The organism is Polaromonas sp. CG_23.6, from assembly GCF_029892315.1.
Classification (GTDB): Bacteria; Pseudomonadota; Gammaproteobacteria; order Burkholderiales; family Burkholderiaceae_C; genus Polaromonas.
Map to the genome: position 1 here is coordinate 3,967,812 of NZ_JARXUY010000001.1, position 15,217 is coordinate 3,983,028.

Annotated in this window: 15 protein-coding genes; 5 read left to right on the top strand and 10 right to left on the bottom strand. The window is 60.9% G+C overall.

All coding sequences use genetic code 11. From position 1 onward, the window contains the following. Positions 1 to 11 precede the first annotated feature (11 nt). Positions 12 to 986, top strand: a complete 975-nt coding sequence (locus H4V98_RS18775) for a tripartite tricarboxylate transporter substrate binding protein (protein WP_196861963.1) — start codon at positions 12 to 14, stop codon at positions 984 to 986. 101 nt (positions 987 to 1,087) lie between these two features. Here H4V98_RS18775 and H4V98_RS18780 read toward each other — a convergent pair whose 3' ends face one another. The 3 genes from H4V98_RS18780 to H4V98_RS18790 form a co-directional block, all read right to left on the bottom strand. Beyond that, positions 1,088 to 1,342, bottom strand: a complete 255-nt coding sequence (locus H4V98_RS18780; protein ID WP_196861962.1) for an acyl-CoA-binding protein — start codon at positions 1,340 to 1,342, stop codon at positions 1,088 to 1,090. Positions 1,343 to 1,574: 232 nt separating this feature from the next. Next, positions 1,575 to 2,342, bottom strand: coding sequence for a type III pantothenate kinase (locus H4V98_RS18785; protein ID WP_196861961.1), 768 nt, complete (start codon positions 2,340 to 2,342; stop codon positions 1,575 to 1,577). 85 nt (positions 2,343 to 2,427) lie between these two features. Continuing rightward, positions 2,428 to 3,096 carry a helix-turn-helix transcriptional regulator gene (locus H4V98_RS18790; RefSeq protein WP_196861960.1) on the bottom strand — a complete coding sequence of 223 codons (669 nt, stop codon included), beginning with the start codon at positions 3,094 to 3,096 and terminating at the stop codon, positions 2,428 to 2,430. Positions 3,097 to 3,182: 86 nt separating this feature from the next. On the opposite strand from H4V98_RS18790, the gene H4V98_RS18795 reads away from it, so the two are divergent. After that, on the top strand, positions 3,183 to 4,469 hold the full coding sequence (locus H4V98_RS18795; protein WP_196861959.1) for a HAMP domain-containing sensor histidine kinase: 1,287 nt from the start codon (positions 3,183 to 3,185) through the stop codon (positions 4,467 to 4,469). A gap of 47 nt (positions 4,470 to 4,516) precedes the next feature. Further along, the gene (locus H4V98_RS18800) at positions 4,517 to 5,506 is read left to right on the top strand and encodes a response regulator (RefSeq protein WP_196861958.1); all 990 of its coding nucleotides are present in this window, start codon (positions 4,517 to 4,519) and stop codon (positions 5,504 to 5,506) included. 2 nt (positions 5,507 to 5,508) lie between these two features. On the opposite strand, the gene cqsA is transcribed toward H4V98_RS18800, so the two are convergent. Further along, a complete protein-coding gene (gene cqsA / locus H4V98_RS18805; protein WP_196861957.1) occupies positions 5,509 to 6,747 on the bottom strand; it encodes an alpha-hydroxyketone-type quorum-sensing autoinducer synthase in 1,239 nt (412 codons plus the stop codon). Positions 6,748 to 6,895: 148 nt separating this feature from the next. Continuing rightward, the gene (locus H4V98_RS18810) at positions 6,896 to 7,336 is read right to left on the bottom strand and encodes a rhodanese-like domain-containing protein (protein WP_196861956.1); all 441 of its coding nucleotides are present in this window, start codon (positions 7,334 to 7,336) and stop codon (positions 6,896 to 6,898) included. 151 nt (positions 7,337 to 7,487) lie between these two features. Between H4V98_RS18810 and H4V98_RS18815 the strand changes: the two genes are divergently transcribed. Then, entirely contained in the window at positions 7,488 to 8,414 is a 927-nt protein-coding gene (locus H4V98_RS18815; RefSeq protein WP_280757831.1) for a PPK2 family polyphosphate kinase, read from the top strand. A gap of 125 nt (positions 8,415 to 8,539) precedes the next feature. Here the strand turns inward: H4V98_RS18815 and H4V98_RS18820 are convergent, their stop codons facing one another. The 5 genes from H4V98_RS18820 to H4V98_RS18840 all read right to left on the bottom strand — a co-directional run bounded on the left by H4V98_RS18820 (position 8,540) and on the right by H4V98_RS18840 (position 13,767). Further along, complete coding sequence (locus H4V98_RS18820; protein WP_196861954.1) at positions 8,540 to 9,262, bottom strand: ABC transporter ATP-binding protein; 723 nt, start codon at positions 9,260 to 9,262, stop codon at positions 8,540 to 8,542. A 12-nt stretch (positions 9,263 to 9,274) separates the two neighbouring features. Then, on the bottom strand, positions 9,275 to 11,206 hold the full coding sequence (locus H4V98_RS18825) for a branched-chain amino acid ABC transporter ATP-binding protein/permease (protein ID WP_196861953.1): 1,932 nt from the start codon (positions 11,204 to 11,206) through the stop codon (positions 9,275 to 9,277). A 2-nt stretch (positions 11,207 to 11,208) separates the two neighbouring features. Beyond that, positions 11,209 to 12,084 (bottom strand): branched-chain amino acid ABC transporter permease, encoded by an 876-nt coding sequence (locus tag H4V98_RS18830; protein ID WP_196861952.1) that lies wholly within the window; start codon positions 12,082 to 12,084, stop codon positions 11,209 to 11,211. Between the two features lie 113 nt (positions 12,085 to 12,197). After that, positions 12,198 to 13,343, bottom strand: coding sequence for an ABC transporter substrate-binding protein (locus H4V98_RS18835; RefSeq protein WP_231374571.1), 1,146 nt, complete (start codon positions 13,341 to 13,343; stop codon positions 12,198 to 12,200). A 283-nt stretch (positions 13,344 to 13,626) separates the two neighbouring features. Then, a complete protein-coding gene (locus tag H4V98_RS18840; protein ID WP_196861950.1) occupies positions 13,627 to 13,767 on the bottom strand; it encodes a hypothetical protein in 141 nt (46 codons plus the stop codon). Between H4V98_RS18840 and H4V98_RS18845 the strand changes: the two genes are divergently transcribed. Further along, positions 13,766 to 15,205 carry a cache domain-containing protein gene (locus H4V98_RS18845; protein ID WP_196861949.1) on the top strand — a complete coding sequence of 480 codons (1,440 nt, stop codon included), beginning with the start codon at positions 13,766 to 13,768 and terminating at the stop codon, positions 15,203 to 15,205. The genes H4V98_RS18840 and H4V98_RS18845 overlap by 2 nt on opposite strands. Positions 15,206 to 15,217: the final 12 nt, after the last annotated feature.

The window sequence follows — 15,217 nt, forward strand, 5'->3', positions numbered from 1 at the left end:
AGGAGACAGACATGACCCTTATTTCCCGCAGAACCCTCGTCACCGCCGCCGGCCTCGGCGCGGCCGCCTGGCTCAACCCGGTGCGTGCGCAGCTCGCCGGCAAGACGCTGACACTGGTGGTTCCCACGGCGGCCGGCGGCACCACCGACATTTCCGCGCGCATGCTGGCCGAGCCGCTGGGCAAGATCCTGCAGACGTCGGTGGTGGTGGACAACCGGGGCGGCGGCAACGGCAATATTGCCGGCCAGCTGGTGGCGCGCGGGCCGGCCGATGGCACCAGCCTGCTGGTGCAGTATTCGGGCTACCAGTGCATCACGCCGCTGATCCAGCCGGTCGCGGGCTTTGACCCGGCCACCAGCCTGAAGCCGCTCGGCCACCTGATTGATGCGCCGCAGCTGCTGGTGGTGCGCGCCGATTTTCCGGCCGACACGTTTGCCGAGTTCCTGGCATACGTCAAGGCCAACCCGGCCAAGGTCAACTACGCGTCCAGCGGCAACGGCTCGCTGCAGCATGTCACCACCGAGCTGCTGAAGGACCTGACCAAGACCTTCATGGTGCACATTCCCTACCGGGGCACCGGCCCGGCGCTGAACGATCTGCTGGCCGGCACGGTGGACTTCACCATCACCACGCCGCCACCGCTGCTGCCGCACATCCGCGCGGGAAAGCTCAAAGCGCTGATGGTGACCGGCCGCACGCGCCTGGCGGCCCTGCCCAATGTGCCAACCGCTACCGAAGCCGGCGTGCCGCTGGTCGCCACCTCGTGGTTCGCGGTCTATGGCCCGAACAGCTTGAGCGCCGACCTGCAGGGCCGGCTGTCGCTGGCCATCCGGCAGGTGGTGGAATCGGAAAATTTCAGGAAACGCGCCGAAGACCAGGGCGCCAAGGCCATCGCCATGGACGGCCCGGAACTGGCCGTGCTTGGCGCCAGCGAACGCAACATGTGGAGCCGCGTGATAAAGCTGGCCAACATCAAGGCCGACTGAAGCCGCCAGGCGCACAAAAAAACATCAAATCGATAGCAGGATTCTCCCGTCCCGCTTGCGCAAAAGACCTTTTCTATTGATAAATGACGGTGCCAGCCGGATCAGCCGAGTTCCTTGATCTGGTCGATGTACTGCTGCATTGCCGCGTCTTGCGAAGTGCCCTTGAGCTTGCTCCAGGCGTCCCATTTGGCGCGCGCCACCATGTCGCTGAAGCCGGGCTTTTTCTCCAGGTTGTCGCCCGTGCTGCCTTGCTTGTAGAACGCATAGAGTTTCAGCAGCGTGGCGTTGTCGGGCCGCTCGCTGAGATTTTTGGAATCCAGCATGGCTTGGTCGAAAGCCGCTTTCAAGTCTGACATGGGAAATGCTCCGTTGGTTTTTTGCAGTCAGTTTCCAAAGGGAAGGCTTTGGGTAACTGCCGGTTATCTTAGCGACAAGTTCCACGAAAAAATGGCAGATGGTGACTGACGCTGGCGTGACATGAGGCGTGAAGGCGGGTGGCTCCAGCACAGGTCTTTTACACATTGATCATGCGTAAAAAACCTTCCTGCGCTTTATCCACGGGCAAAAATAGCTATTAATTCGATAGCATCAGGCTTTGAAGCGCCGTGAAGCAATTTCCAGCAGGCCGTCAAAGATCAGGTTTTCGACCAGCTCGAAATTGATGGTCATGCTCGGCGCCATTTTCCAGCCGGCACCGCCGGTCATGATGCATTCGGGCGCTTCGCCGCAGTGGCGCGTGACGTTGTCCACCATGCGCTGGACCGCGCCGGCAATCGCAAAGGTGCCGCCGCTGGTCAGCGCGTCGCTGGTGTTGGTCGGAAAATCCCGCACCTCGCCGGTCGGCACATGCAAGCCTGCCGTGCCCGATTCGAGCGCGCGCAGCATGATGCCGTGGCCTGGCAGGATGATGCCGCCCAAAAACTTGCCCGACGCGTCGATGGCTTCGACGGTGACGGCGGTGCCCACCATCACCACCAGGCAGGGCTTGCGAATGCCGCGCGCCAGCAGCCGGTGGTGTGCGCCGATCATGGCCACCCAGCGGTCGGAGCCGAGCCGCGCCGGATGGTCGTAGCCATTACTCAAGCCGGCTTCCTGCGGGCTGGAAATCACCCAGCGCGGCAGCACGTCCCAGATTTCCATCTGTTCGGTCAGGCGCCGCTTGACGGCGTCGCCCGCCACCACGCAGCCCAGGATGGCCGAAGGCTCGGCCAGCCCCTGCCAGTCTTCCTCAGCCAGGCGGTCAATGTTTTCAAGGAACACCGCGCCATGGGCCAGCAGCTTGGCGCCCACCACCGGGGCGTCGTAGTGGGACCATTTCAGGCGGGTGTTACCCACATCAAGCGCTAGGAAAGTCATGGGGCTGAATTATGAACAGGTTTATTCTGCGGCCAGCGCCTCATCAATGAAGTTTTCCCGTCACGGGGTGCCCTGCCGCGCCCGTTCAGATCAGGCCGAACCAGCAGGCGCGCTGCACTGCTGCCAGCTTGTTCTCGACTTTGAGCTTGCCCATGGCGTTGGCCAGGTGAAAGTTGACGGTGCGCTCGCTGCACCTCAGCACCTCGCCGGTCTTGCGCGCCGTCATGCCTTGGAACGCCAGCTCCAGGCACTCCAGTTCGCGCGGGCTCAGGGGGTTTCGTGCCTGGGCCAGCGCCCGCTTGAGCAGCGGCCAGATGTTCAGTGCCGACCAGACCAGCTGCGACGGCTCGCTGCGGTCAGCCCACTGGCGCGCGCTCAACAGGTAGCATTCAAACGCGCGGCCCATGGTCAGTGGAAAAGCGATACGCACAACGCTTTGAAAGCCATGCGCCAGCCACAACCTGCGCCAGTGGCCCATGTCCCCGAAGGCAGAGCGGGAAATATCCTGCCAGGCGACCAACGGGGCATCGGAGTCCCGCCACAGCGCGCCGAAGTCCTGGCTGGCCGCCAGCGCATGCGCCGCTTCAAGCAGACGCGGCGGATGCAAGGCCAGCACCAGCCGGCGCTCCTCTGCGGCGAATGGGTCGGGACCCAATACCACCAGCGCCTCGACCGAAAACTCGCGCAGGCACGACAGCCAGTCGCTCATGATGCCGTCCAGACAGATATTGTCAAAATTAGCCGGTGGTTGCATGGGTGGTCAAGGGAAAGAACAGAGACAATGATTCAATAGGCCAGAAAATTTTATGGGCTGACACACAGGCTCTGGTTGTACGCCAGATGAAAAAAATTCACCGCACCTCACAATTTTTACAGCGTTCGCCAAGTCGCTGGACACTGCTGCCGCTAGAGCCGCTGGAGCCGATTTTGCATGCGTCGCCGTGGCGCATTCGGCTGCTGGGACTGGCATCGGTGCTGGGTCAGCCGCTGTTCGGCTGGATCTGGTCCCGGTGGCTGGTGCAACCCTACGAAAACCTGTGGCTGCGCGGTTTGATGAGCCTGCTGGCCGCCACACTGCTGTTGCCTGGGTTGACCCAGGATTTTTCCAGGCCCGCCACGCGGTGGCTGGTCACTGTGGTGATGTGGATCGAAATTCCGCTTTTTTTCAGCTGGATGTACTTTTGCAACGCTGGCAGCGCCGCCTGGCTGGCAACCACATGCATCATCATTGTGTGCTACTACCAACTGACCGACTGGCGCATTGCCACGGCAGGCATCGTCAGCGGCGCCTTGCTGTCATGGGCGCTGTTTGCAGGGTTGATGCCAAACGGTCTTCAGGCCAACCCCGTCGATATGGTGGTCATCGCCTTCAGCTGGATCTGCGCGCTGCTGCTCGGCCTGTCGTCGGCCAACCTGCGGCGTGACCAGCTGGCCCACATGCTGGCCACCATGGGCATCATGGCGCATGAGCTGCGAACGCCGCTGTCCACGGCATCGCTGATCGGGGATGCGCTGCAGATGGAAATCCGGCGTGAGCAAGCGCACCCGCGTGCGGCCAAGCTCGAGCAGCTGGGCCAGCGCCTGCAGGCATTGGTGCGTGCCATGAACCACCAGATCGACACCCAGATCGCCAACGCCAAGCTGCTGCAGCTGCCGCATTACAGCGAAGTGGTCGGCGCCGCCAGCCTGGTCACTGAAACCCTGGCGGCCTATCCCTACACCTCCAACCGGCAGCGCGAGTGCGTCACGGTGGTCATCACCCATGACTTCAACTTTCATGGCCCCCGTGCCCAGTTTTCCCAGGTGCTGATGAACCTGATGAAAAACGCCCTGCACTCGCTGGCCGCCGCCGATTCGTCTTACGCGGCCGGAGCACTGTGCATCACGGTCGACTGTGGGCCTGACGGCGGCAGCATTGCCGTGGCCGATGACGGCGTCGGTGTGGATCCGGCCTTGCTGCCGCATATTTTCAAGCCTTTTTTCTCCAGCAACCGCAGCATCGGGCATGGCCTGGGCCTGGCTTTTTGCCAGCAGGTGCTGCGCAGCGCAGGGGGTAGCATCCAGGTGAAGTCAGGTCATGCCACAGGCGCTGTCTTTACGCTGAACCTGCCGCTTGCACCTGCCTGAACGCTGACTTTGCCTGCATTTCAATTTTCTTGATAAAGCCCAGCACTATGTCCTTCCCCCTTTACCGCCGTCCCGGCGGTGTTATTTTTCTCGACGATGACCCGGATTACCTGGAAATGCTGGGTGAGGTCATGCCTGCCGACTGGCCCGTGCAATTGTTCCTGCGGCCCGTTGCCTGTATCGACCTGTTGAAGCAAGACAACGCGCAGCGTGAAAATGACGCCTGGCTCCAGCAGGAAATCATTCACCGCTGGCGCGAAGGCGCCCTGCTGATCCCGCAGATCCTGGGCTACTGGCAGGGCGACGGGGCTGCGCGCTTCGGGCTGGTGCAGGTTGCCGTGGTGGACTACGCCATGCCGGCCATGAGCGGCCTGCGCGTGCTGGGCGAATTGCAGGACTGGCCCGGCTCGCGCATCCTGCTCACCGGCCGCGCTGACGAGCAGTTGGCGGTTTCGGCATTCAACCGGGGGCTGATCAACCAGTTCATCCCGAAACAGACGCCCGACCTGCGCGCCAGCTTGACGCGCGCCGTGGAGGAACTGCGCCACCAGCCCGACCAGCGCCATCAGCAGATCTGGTGCGCCACGCTGTCGCCCAGCCAGCTTGCGCTGCTGGCCGACCCGGTCATTTTCCAGGCGCTGCAAGACCTCACGAAGCAGCAGGGCTGGACCGAACATGTCGTCATCGGCGCGCCGCTCGGCATGCTGGCGCTCAATGCCCAAGGCCAGGCCAGCTGGCTGCAGCTGGAGCCGGCGAGCAACCTGGGCGAACTGGCCGAGATGGCGCTGTCCCAGGGATGGGACGCACGCGTCGTCCAGGACATTCGCAGCGGCAGCAAGCTGATCGACCTGGAATTGAAGCTGGCGCTGGGCGCCGGCCATCAGCCTGGGCCTTGCGAAGCATTCGTGTTGAACGGCGAAGCCGGCCGACTTCACGCCGCCATCTTTGCCCTTGGCGAGGCATTCAGCCCGGGTTTGGGCACCAGCTACACGCGGTTTTTGGACCACCATGGTGAAAGAAACCTGCCGCAAGATTAGCCTCACACCTGTTCGGTGCGTGCGCGCCGGGCAATCGGCCAGTCCCAGGGCTTGAGCACCGGCAGCAGCGTACGCGCCGTGTGCTCGATGCGGTCCATCTCGGCAGGGGTAAGGCCGGCGTTGAGCGTCAGCCGCACCATGGCGCGGTTGCGGCTCGTGGCGGGAGCACAAAAGATCGCGCCGAAAATCTGGTGCGCTTCCAACTCGTCGCGCAGCTCCATGGTGGCTGGCTCGGTGCCGGTTTCCAGCGCAATGATCTGCTGGCTGCCCTGGTAGATCGGATAGCCCATGTCCAGCAGGCTGGCGCGCAGCCGGCGCGTGTTGGCATGCAGCCGCACCCGCTCGGCGTCACAGCCCCGAACCACTTCCAGCGTTGCCGCCAGTCCGGCAATCTCGTGCGGCAGCAGGCAGGAGCTGAAGATGTTCGGGTAGCTGTTGTGCAGCACGTAGTAGCGCATGGCGGCAGGAATCGTGAAAAAGCCGGCACGGCCGGCAAACGCCTTGGCCAGGCTGGCGGTGATGAAATGCACGCGGTCTGTCAAGCCCAGTTCGGCACACAGGCCAGCGCCTTGCGGACCGTGGGTGCCCAGCGAATGCGACTCATCGACCATGAGGGTGCAGCCATGCTGCTCAACCACCTCGACCATGCGGACCAGCGGGCACAGCGCGCCGGTGGTGCTGTACACCGAATCGACCACCACCACACCGGGGCCATGGCGCTCAATCATGCGTGACAGGTGCTCCGGGTCGTTGTGCCGGAATGCATGGGCTGGCGCACGTGCGGCGCGCGCGCCTTCCCAAAGCGAGGTATGCGCCAGGCTGTCAAGGTAGACCGGCGTCTGCTCGTCGGCAATTGCCTGCAACAGTCCGACATTGGCCGAATAGCCCGACTGGCAGATAAAACCGTCTTCCTTGCCGACCCAGGCGGCCAGTGACGCTTCAAGCGTCCGGCACGGATGGGCGTCGAGCAAAAAGACGCCCGACTGGATCACGGATTCGTTGCTGTGTTGCAGGCTGCCAATCTGCGCCCGGACGATGTCCGGATGGCCGGCAATGCCCAGGTAGTCGTTGCCATCCAGCCGGATCGAATTGGGTCCGGGGTTGCTGCCATGCAGGATGGGTTTGCCGCCCCAGTGGCTTTGCCAGTGGGCCATGAACTTCTGTTCAAAGCGTTCCTGCAACCGTGGCAAAAGGGGCGGGTTGCGGTGAGCGACAGGGGTGGTGCGATCGAGTACTTGCATAAGACTGTTCCTTTGTTGAAAACAGACTTATTGAAAACTTTCTCACAAATAGTCACGCCATAACCCCTGCTACATCTGACAGGTCGTATGACTCGTACCCGCTTAAAAAATGCTTGCAATGTGTCGCTGAAAAATTTCCGTCCGAGCGTTACTTTTGCATCCACGGCAGGCCGCGCATTCGCCATCCGCCCTGCTTGCCACGCTGCGCCTGCTCGTCGGCGTCGCCTTCAAAACCTTCCAGAATGTTGTAAGCCTCCAGCCCCAGTTCAGTGGCGCGGCGGGCAGCGTCCACCGAGCGAACCCCGCTTCGGCACAGGAAAACGACCTTGGTGCCCGCAGGAACCGCCGCCTTCAAGGCCGCGTCAAAACCGGCGTTCAGCGCCATGCCCGGCCACAGTTTCCAGGACAACGGCACGGCACCCGGAACAAAACCCACCCATTCACGTTCGGCATCGGTTCGCACATCGACCAGCACAGCCTGGCCTGCTTGCTGCCATTGCCAGGCCAACGCTGGCGCGATATCACCGGCATAACCAGTCGCCGCCTGCACGCTGATGTCTGCAGCAGTGCCTGTTGAATCGGTTTCCATCAAAACTCCTGTCATGTTGAAGCCGGGGGCCGGTCCATTCCCGCGACGCGGACGGCGCGGCCTCTGGCATGAAAATAAGTGTATTCGTTCAAGCTGCAAGAACATTGGCGCGCAGAATGAGCGGCAATCCCCTCATTTTCTGGAGGTCCTGATGAACTCGAAAACGGCTGATGCCCCCTACGGAAAAAATGGACTTGATGTTCCAGCCAGCAAGGACGAACGCAAGGCGCTTGCCGAAAAACTGCTGCTCTGGCAAGTCCCGCAGGCCGACGAAACCGACAAAGACAAAAATAAAAAAGCCAAGCGCTGCAATCTGGCCGATTTCGACCCGGGTGCCAAACCTTTTTCATCCGATGACAAGTCACGCGACAAGGAAACGGTGGATGCACTGGCACTTGAACTGGACGGGCTGCAAAACCTGTTTTATGCCGACCGGCGCTTCAAGCTGCTGGTCATCCTTCAAGGCACCGACACCTCGGGAAAGGACGGCACACTGCGCGGCGTGTTCAGCCGCATGAGCCCGCTGGGCGTGCACACGGCAGCCTGGAAAGCGCCCAGCGAAGACGAGCGAGCCCGCGACTACCTGTGGCGCATCCACCAGAAGGTGCCGGCCGCCGGCGACATCATGATCTTCAACCGCAGCCACTACGAAGACGTGCTGGTGCCGCCGGTCGAGGGCTGGATCACGCCTTCGCAAACTGCCCAGCGCTACCAGCAGATCAACGACTTCGAGCGCATGCTCACGGAAAACGGCACGGTGGTCCTGAAGTTCATGCTGCACATCAGTTTTAAGGAACAAGGCGCGCGGCTGCAGGAACGGATTGACGACATCACGAAACACTGGAAGTTTGCCATGGGCGATCTGGAGGCGCGCAAAGAGTGGAAGGCCTACCAGCAGGCGTATGAAGACCTGCTCAATGCCACCAGCACGACGTGGGCGCCGTGGATGGTGGTACCGGCCGATTCAAAGACCCACCGCAACCTGATGATCGCCCTGCGCGTTCGCCAGGCGCTGGAACAACTTGACCTGCGCTACCCGCCCGAAGACCCGGCGCTCAAGGGCCTCAAGGTGGATTAAGAAACAAGCAGCGGCTTGCGCCAACCAAGGCGCTCTCACAACGTATTTCTTAAGCGTTTCAGGCCTTTTCCGCAATACCCACATGCATCAGCAGCTATTGTTTCAATAGCAGACAGCATCTGGCATCAATGCCCGCCGCCCAGGTAGGCGGCTTTCACTGCCGGATCGTCGCGCAATTTGGACGCCTCGCCATGCACCGAGATGCGGCCGTTTTCCAGTACATAGCCGTAGTCGGCCACCTTCAGCGCGGCGGCGGCAAACTGCTCGACCAGCAGCATGGTGACGCCGCGCGACTTCAGGTCGGCAATGATGCGGAACACCTCTTCGACCAGGATCGGTGCCAGGCCCATCGACGGCTCGTCGAGCAGCACGATCTCGGGGTTCAGCATCACGGCGCGCGCCATGGCCAGCATCTGCTGCTCGCCACCCGACAGCGTTCCGGCCAACTGGGTACGCCGCTCTTTCAGGCGCGGGAACATGTCCATCGCGCGTTCCAGGTCCCCCGCCACATCGCCTTTGGGGCGGCTGCCGGTCAGGCGCGGAAACGCGCCAAGGATCAGGTTGTCGGTCACGCTCATGGTGGCAAACACGCGCCGGCCCTCGGGTGAATGCGCCAGCCCCTGCTTGGCGATGGCGTAGGACTCCAGGCCATCAATGCGCTTGCCGTGCAGGTTGATCTCGCCGGCGGTCGGCTGGATCATGCCCGAGATGGCGCGCATGGTGGTGGTCTTGCCAGCGCCATTGGAGCCGATCAGCGTGACCACCTTGCCTTTGGGCACTTCCATCGAAATTCCGTGCAGGACCTGCACCTTGCCGTAGCCGGCTTCCAGATTCTTGATACTCAACATGGTGTTGTTTCCTTATGCCGCCGTGCCGCCGAGGTAGGCCTCGATGACCTTTTCATCTGCCTGCACATCGGCAGGCTTGCCTTCGGCAATTTTCTGGCCGAAGTCGAGCACCGAAACGGTGTCGCACAGGCCCATCACCACGTCCATGTGGTGCTCGATCAGGATCACGGTGATGCCGTGGTCACGGATCTTGCGGATGATGGTGATCAGCTCCTTGATGTCGGGCGCGGTCAGTCCGGCGGCCGGCTCGTCGAGCAGCAACAGTTGCGGGTCCAACGCCAGCGCACGGGCGATTTCCAGCAGACGCTGCTTGCCGTAGGGCAGGTTGCGAGCTTCCTCGGTCGCCAGATCAGCCAGGCCGACGAAGCGCAGCAACCCCATGCCGCGCTGGATAGCCGAGGTTTCCTCGCGCTTGTAGCGTGGGGTATGCAGCGCCACATCGACGATGTTGCTGTCAAACGTGTGGTGCAGGCCAACCTGAACGTTTTGCAGCGCGGTCATTTCACCGAACAGCTGCACGTTCTGGAAGGTGCGCGCAATACCCGACAGCGCGATGTCGGAAGAGGTGCGCCCGACCACCGAGCGGCCGGCAAAGTTGATGCTGCCAGCGGTTGGCACATAAATGCCGGTCAGCACATTCATCATGGTGCTCTTGCCCGAGCCGTTCGGGCCGATCAGGCCGTGAATGGTGCCGCGCTGGATGCGCAAATCCACCTGGTTGATGGCCTTGAGGCCGCCGAACTGCATCAGCACGCCCTTGGCGATCAACAAGTCGCCACCCTTTTCGACAGCGCTGGCGGCAACCGAAATGGCGTCCTTGCCGGTGTCTGCTCCCGCCTTGTCCAAGTCATCGGACACCGGCTTGCGGACATGGAACAGGGCACGCACAAAGCCGACGATACCGTTTTGCAGGTAATACACGACAAACAGAATCATCAGGCCGAAAATGCTCAGCCGCCAGTCGGTGATCGACTGCAGCCAGAAGGCAAAACCGGCCAGCGCAATGGTGCCCACCACCGGAATCGCCATGGCCTTGGGCGTGGTGATCTTCCGGATCACGCCCACCACTGCGCCGATGGTGATCAGCGTAGCCAGCGCCGTCGCGACGATGCGAAACAGTTCCAGGTCATCAAGCAGCTTGGGAAGAATCACAATGATGGCCGCGCCCAGCAAGGCGCCCGAACGGGTCTTGCGCCCGCCCATGATGACCGCCAGCAGGAACAGCACCGTCAGCTCGAAGTTGTAGGTATTGGGCGAGATGTACTGCTCTGAATACGCATACAGGCAACCAGCCAGGCCGGCAAATCCGGCGCTGATGACAAATGCATAGACCTTGTAGCGGTAAACCGACACGCCCATGCAGTCAGACGCCACCGGACTGCCGCGCAGTGCCTCGAAAGCGCGGCCGAGCTGCGACTTCAGAATGCGGTCGACCACGACCAGCGACAGCACCATCAGGCCGAAGGTCAGCCAGTAAAAACCATGCTCGGTCAGTTTTTCGCCAAATATCGAGGGTTTGGGAATGGTGATACCCAGGGGTCCTTCGGTCAGGAAGGTCATCTCGTTAATCAGTATCTGGATGATGGTGCCAAAGGCCAGCGTCACCATTGCCAGGTAGGGCCCTGTCACCCGAAGCGCGGGCAGCGCCAGCAGCGCGCCAAAGGCCGACGTGACCGCAATGCTGGCGGGAATGATGACCCACAGCGGTGCGCCGAGTTTCATGAACAGCACGCCGGCGGTGTACGAGCCAACGCCGAACAGGCCGGCATGGCCCAGCGACACCTGGCCGGTGTAGCCCACCACGATGTCCAGGCCATACAGCAAGATGGCGTAGATCATGATCGTGCCGACCATGTGGACGTAGTACGAATTGCTGGTCATCAGCGGCACGGCCGCCAGCAAGGCCAGCCCGAGAATGGCAGCTGTTAGTGTCTTGCGGTTCATCTTCAAACTTTCTTGATCGCGTTTTTGCCAAACAGGCCGGCCGGCTTGAACGCCAGCACCAGCAGCAGCAGCACCAGGCCCGGGACGTCCTTGTAACCAGTGGAGAGGTAAAAGCCGGTGGTGGTTTCGGCGACGCCCAGGATTATGCCGCCGACGATGATGCCCATGCCGCTGGTCAGCCCGCCGATGATGGCGACAGCGAAGGCCTTGAGGCCGAGCACCGACCCCATGGTCGCGCCGGTCAGCGTCAGCGGCGCAATCAGCGCGCCGGCAAATGCGGCAGTCGCCGACGACAGTGCATATGAAAAGGTGATCACCAGCCCGGTGTTGATGCCCATCAGCTTGGCCGCGTCGCGGTCGTTGAAGGTGGCGACCACCGCCTTGCCATAAATTGTCTTGCGGTTGAAGAACTCGACCGCCAGCATCATCAGCACAGCGCCGACCACCACCAGGATTTCCATCGGCAGCACGTTGGCGCCCAGCACCTTGATCGGCGCTTCGGGCAAGGGAGATGGAAATTTCAGGTCGTCGCGGCCCCAGATGTTTTCGGCGACGTTCTTGAAAATGATGCCGAGCGCAATGGTGGACATGATCCAGCCGAACTCGCTCTTGATCTTGATCGCCGGGCGCACGCCGATGCGCTCGACCAAACTGCCCTGCAACAACCCGAAAACAATCACCAGCGGCAGCATCAGCCAGTAATTCACACCCATGGTAACCAGCGTCAACCCGACCATCGCGCCCAGCATGAGCGCATCGCCCTGGCCGAAGTTCAGGGTGTCGGAGGTCTGGAACGTGAGCTGGTAGCCGAAGGCAATGACTGCATAGATCATGCCCAGCGCGACACCGCTGTAAATGAGTTGGAGCAGGATTTCCATATATTCAATTCCGCAAAAAAATCGGTGTGGTCAGGCCACGCACCGTGGCAGCTGACAATAAAAAAGCACCGCGTCACTTGGCGCGGTGCTTAGGCTTCAGCAGTCTTTGAGACTTACTTTTTGACGCGTATTTCAGATGCCTTTTTCTGATCGTCAGGATAGGCATACACCACGCGCTGGCCCTTGACCTCGCCAAACACCGGAATGTTGGCTGTGATGGCTTCGTGGTCCTTGGCCGTGAACGGCTTGTTGTAGGTGGTGATCACGCCTTCAACCGGCGTCTTCAGGTCTTCCAGCGCTGCCTTGATCTTGGGGCCGTCGGTCGAATTGGCCTGCTTGATGGCGGCGGCCAGCAGGTAAATGGAGTCGTAGCCCTGCGCTGCCGACACCGGTGAGTCGATGCGCTGGTTCTTGGGGTTGAAGGTTTTCAGGTAATTAATGATGAATGACTGACGCTTTGGGGTGGTTGGCTCCTGGATGAAGGTTTGCGGCATGCGCGCGCCCTCGCCGCCGGGGCCGGCATTGTCGATGTAGTTGGCCATCGACAGCGTCCAGCTGCCGACCATCGGTACTTTCCAGCCGAGCTTGGTCATGCCATTGGCGATCTGCGCCAGTTCGGGGCCGATACCATAGGTCAGGATGGCTTCGGCGCCGGCTTCCTTGGCCTTGAGCAACTGGGCCGTCATGTCCACATCCTTGATGTTGAACTTCTCGATGGCTACCGGGGTGATGCCTTTGGCCTTGAGAGCGGTCTCCAGGTCGGCGCGGCCGAGCTGTCCATAATTGGTGGAGTCGGCCAGAATGGCGACCTTTTTAAAGCCGCGCCGTGTGACGGCCTCTTCCACGATCATCGGCGCCTGAATGTTGTCATGCGCCGCGTTGCGAAAAATGTAGTTTTCAGGCTGATCCTTGAACTGCTGCGTGATCAGGCTGCCGGTGGCCACATTGTTCATGACCGGAATTTTGGCTTCCTGGAAAAAACGTTGTGATGCCAACGCCACGCCGGTGTTGATGTAGCCCACGGTGGCCGCAACCTTTTCCTTATTGATCAGCTCCTGCGCAATTTGCACACCGCGCTCGTTTTTCGCTTCGTCATCGCGCTCGACGACCTGCAGCTGACGACCGATCACGCCGCCAGACTTGTTGATTTCATCGACCGCGAGCCGGACACCGTCACGCATGCTCACGCCCATGGACGACGAACCGCCGGTGAAAGGACCTGTCACACCGATCTTGATCGGATCTGCGGCCATGGCCATGCCGGTAAAACTCAGGATAGCTGTCGCAACCGCCAATTTGGCAAAACTCAGGCTCATGGGTGTCTCCATCAAAGGTAGAAAATACTAATAAAAAAACAAACAAATAAAGCCAGTGCGTTGCCGGCCAGTGCCCACGGCACTTGACAGCGCTGCGCTATCGATGGCGTGCCGGGTGGCGGCCAATACCAGCTTGCGCTGTTGGACGGATTATTAAATTTTTTACTCCGTCGCAAAGGTCTGTTTTCCCCTACGCATTACTACTTAAAATACGCCAGCGCTGTGGCTATGGCCTGACGGCGGGCTGGTTGCTGCGGCCTTCACGCAGTTGCGCCTGGCCATGACGGCCAACGCCGGACAAAGTCAGGGCTTGTGGATTTAGCCGCTGCGGTGCGCAGGCAGTGGCGTATTTTGTGGACACTTGCATGCAGCTTCGGCTCAAGATATTTTTGCTGTCGATCGTGCCCATGAGCATTGCTCTGGGCTCGGTGATCCTGACGGTGCACAACCAGACGGTCAAGCTGGCAAAGCAGGAACGCGATCTGGTTGAATCGACCTATCTGGCCAGCCGCGAGGCCGAGCTGCGCGCCAATGTCAAGCTGGCCCAAAGTGCGATAGCGCCGCTGCTGAAGGACGCTGCCAACCCTCTAAGCCAGGCAGAGGCGATCGCCATCCTGAGCCGGCTGGAGTATGGAAAAGACGGTTACTTCTTTGTCTATGACATGAATGGCAAGAACGTGATGCATCCGCGCCAACCCGAACTGGTGGGCCAGAACTTGTGGAGCATGAAGGATCCTTTCGGCGACTTCCCGATTCAAAAGCTGCTCGAATCAACCCGCAATGGCGGCGGCATCGTGCGCTATTACTGGGAAAAACCATCATCGAAGCAGGTGGCCTTCAAGCTCGGCTACGTGGAGCCGGTGCAATCCTGGGACTGGATGCTGGGTACCGGCCTTTACCTTGACGACATCGAGCAGGCCTTGCAAGGCATAGACGCGCAGGCACAGGCCAACATCCGTGAAACCGAAATCCGCATGTACGCAATTGCTGTTATTTCCATCATCTTGATGGGTATGGCCGGACTGGCGCTCAATATCAGCGACAACAAGGAATCGGGGGCCAAGCTGCGCTACCTGGCGCAGCGGGTGGTGCAATCGCAGGAAGAAGAACGCTTGCGGGTGGCCAGAGAATTGCACGACGGCATTGTCCAGGTACTGGTGTCGTCAAAATTTTTCCTGGAAACCGCGCAGCTTCAGCTGGAAAACCGGCTGACGGCGGCAAACCAGGCAAGCGAAGACATCGATGTCAGCAATGTGGCGCGGTCCGGGGCAGCAGCGAAAGGCACGCTGGCCGATCTGCAGATCATGGGACCGCTCAAACGTGGCCTGGAGCGGCTAAGCGAGGCACTTCTCGAAGTACGCCGCATCTCCCACGGCCTGCGCCCCGCACTGCTCGACGACTTCGGGTTGGGCCCGGCTATCGAGGTGCTGGCCAACGAAGTGCAGGAGCAATGCAGCATGAAGATCGTGTTTTCAACCCACGGCAAGCCGTGCGCCATACCAATGAACCAAAGCACCTCGCTGTTTCGTATTTCGCAGGAAGCCCTCACCAATGCCAAGCTGCATTCGGGCGCTGCCAATGTGCGCGTCAAGCTGGTCTACCATCGCCACCAGATCAGCCTGTCGATCAAGGATGACGGCAAGGGATTCAATCTGCGGGAGATACAAACCGACCAGCGCAGCGGCATAGGCCTGCGCAACATGCGCGAACGCATGGAAGGCCTGGGCGGCGCGCTGAAAATCTATGCCGATGACGATGGCACCGAAGTCCAGGCGTGGCTGGACACGGCAAGCGCTGATCGATAAACAGCAAGGTAC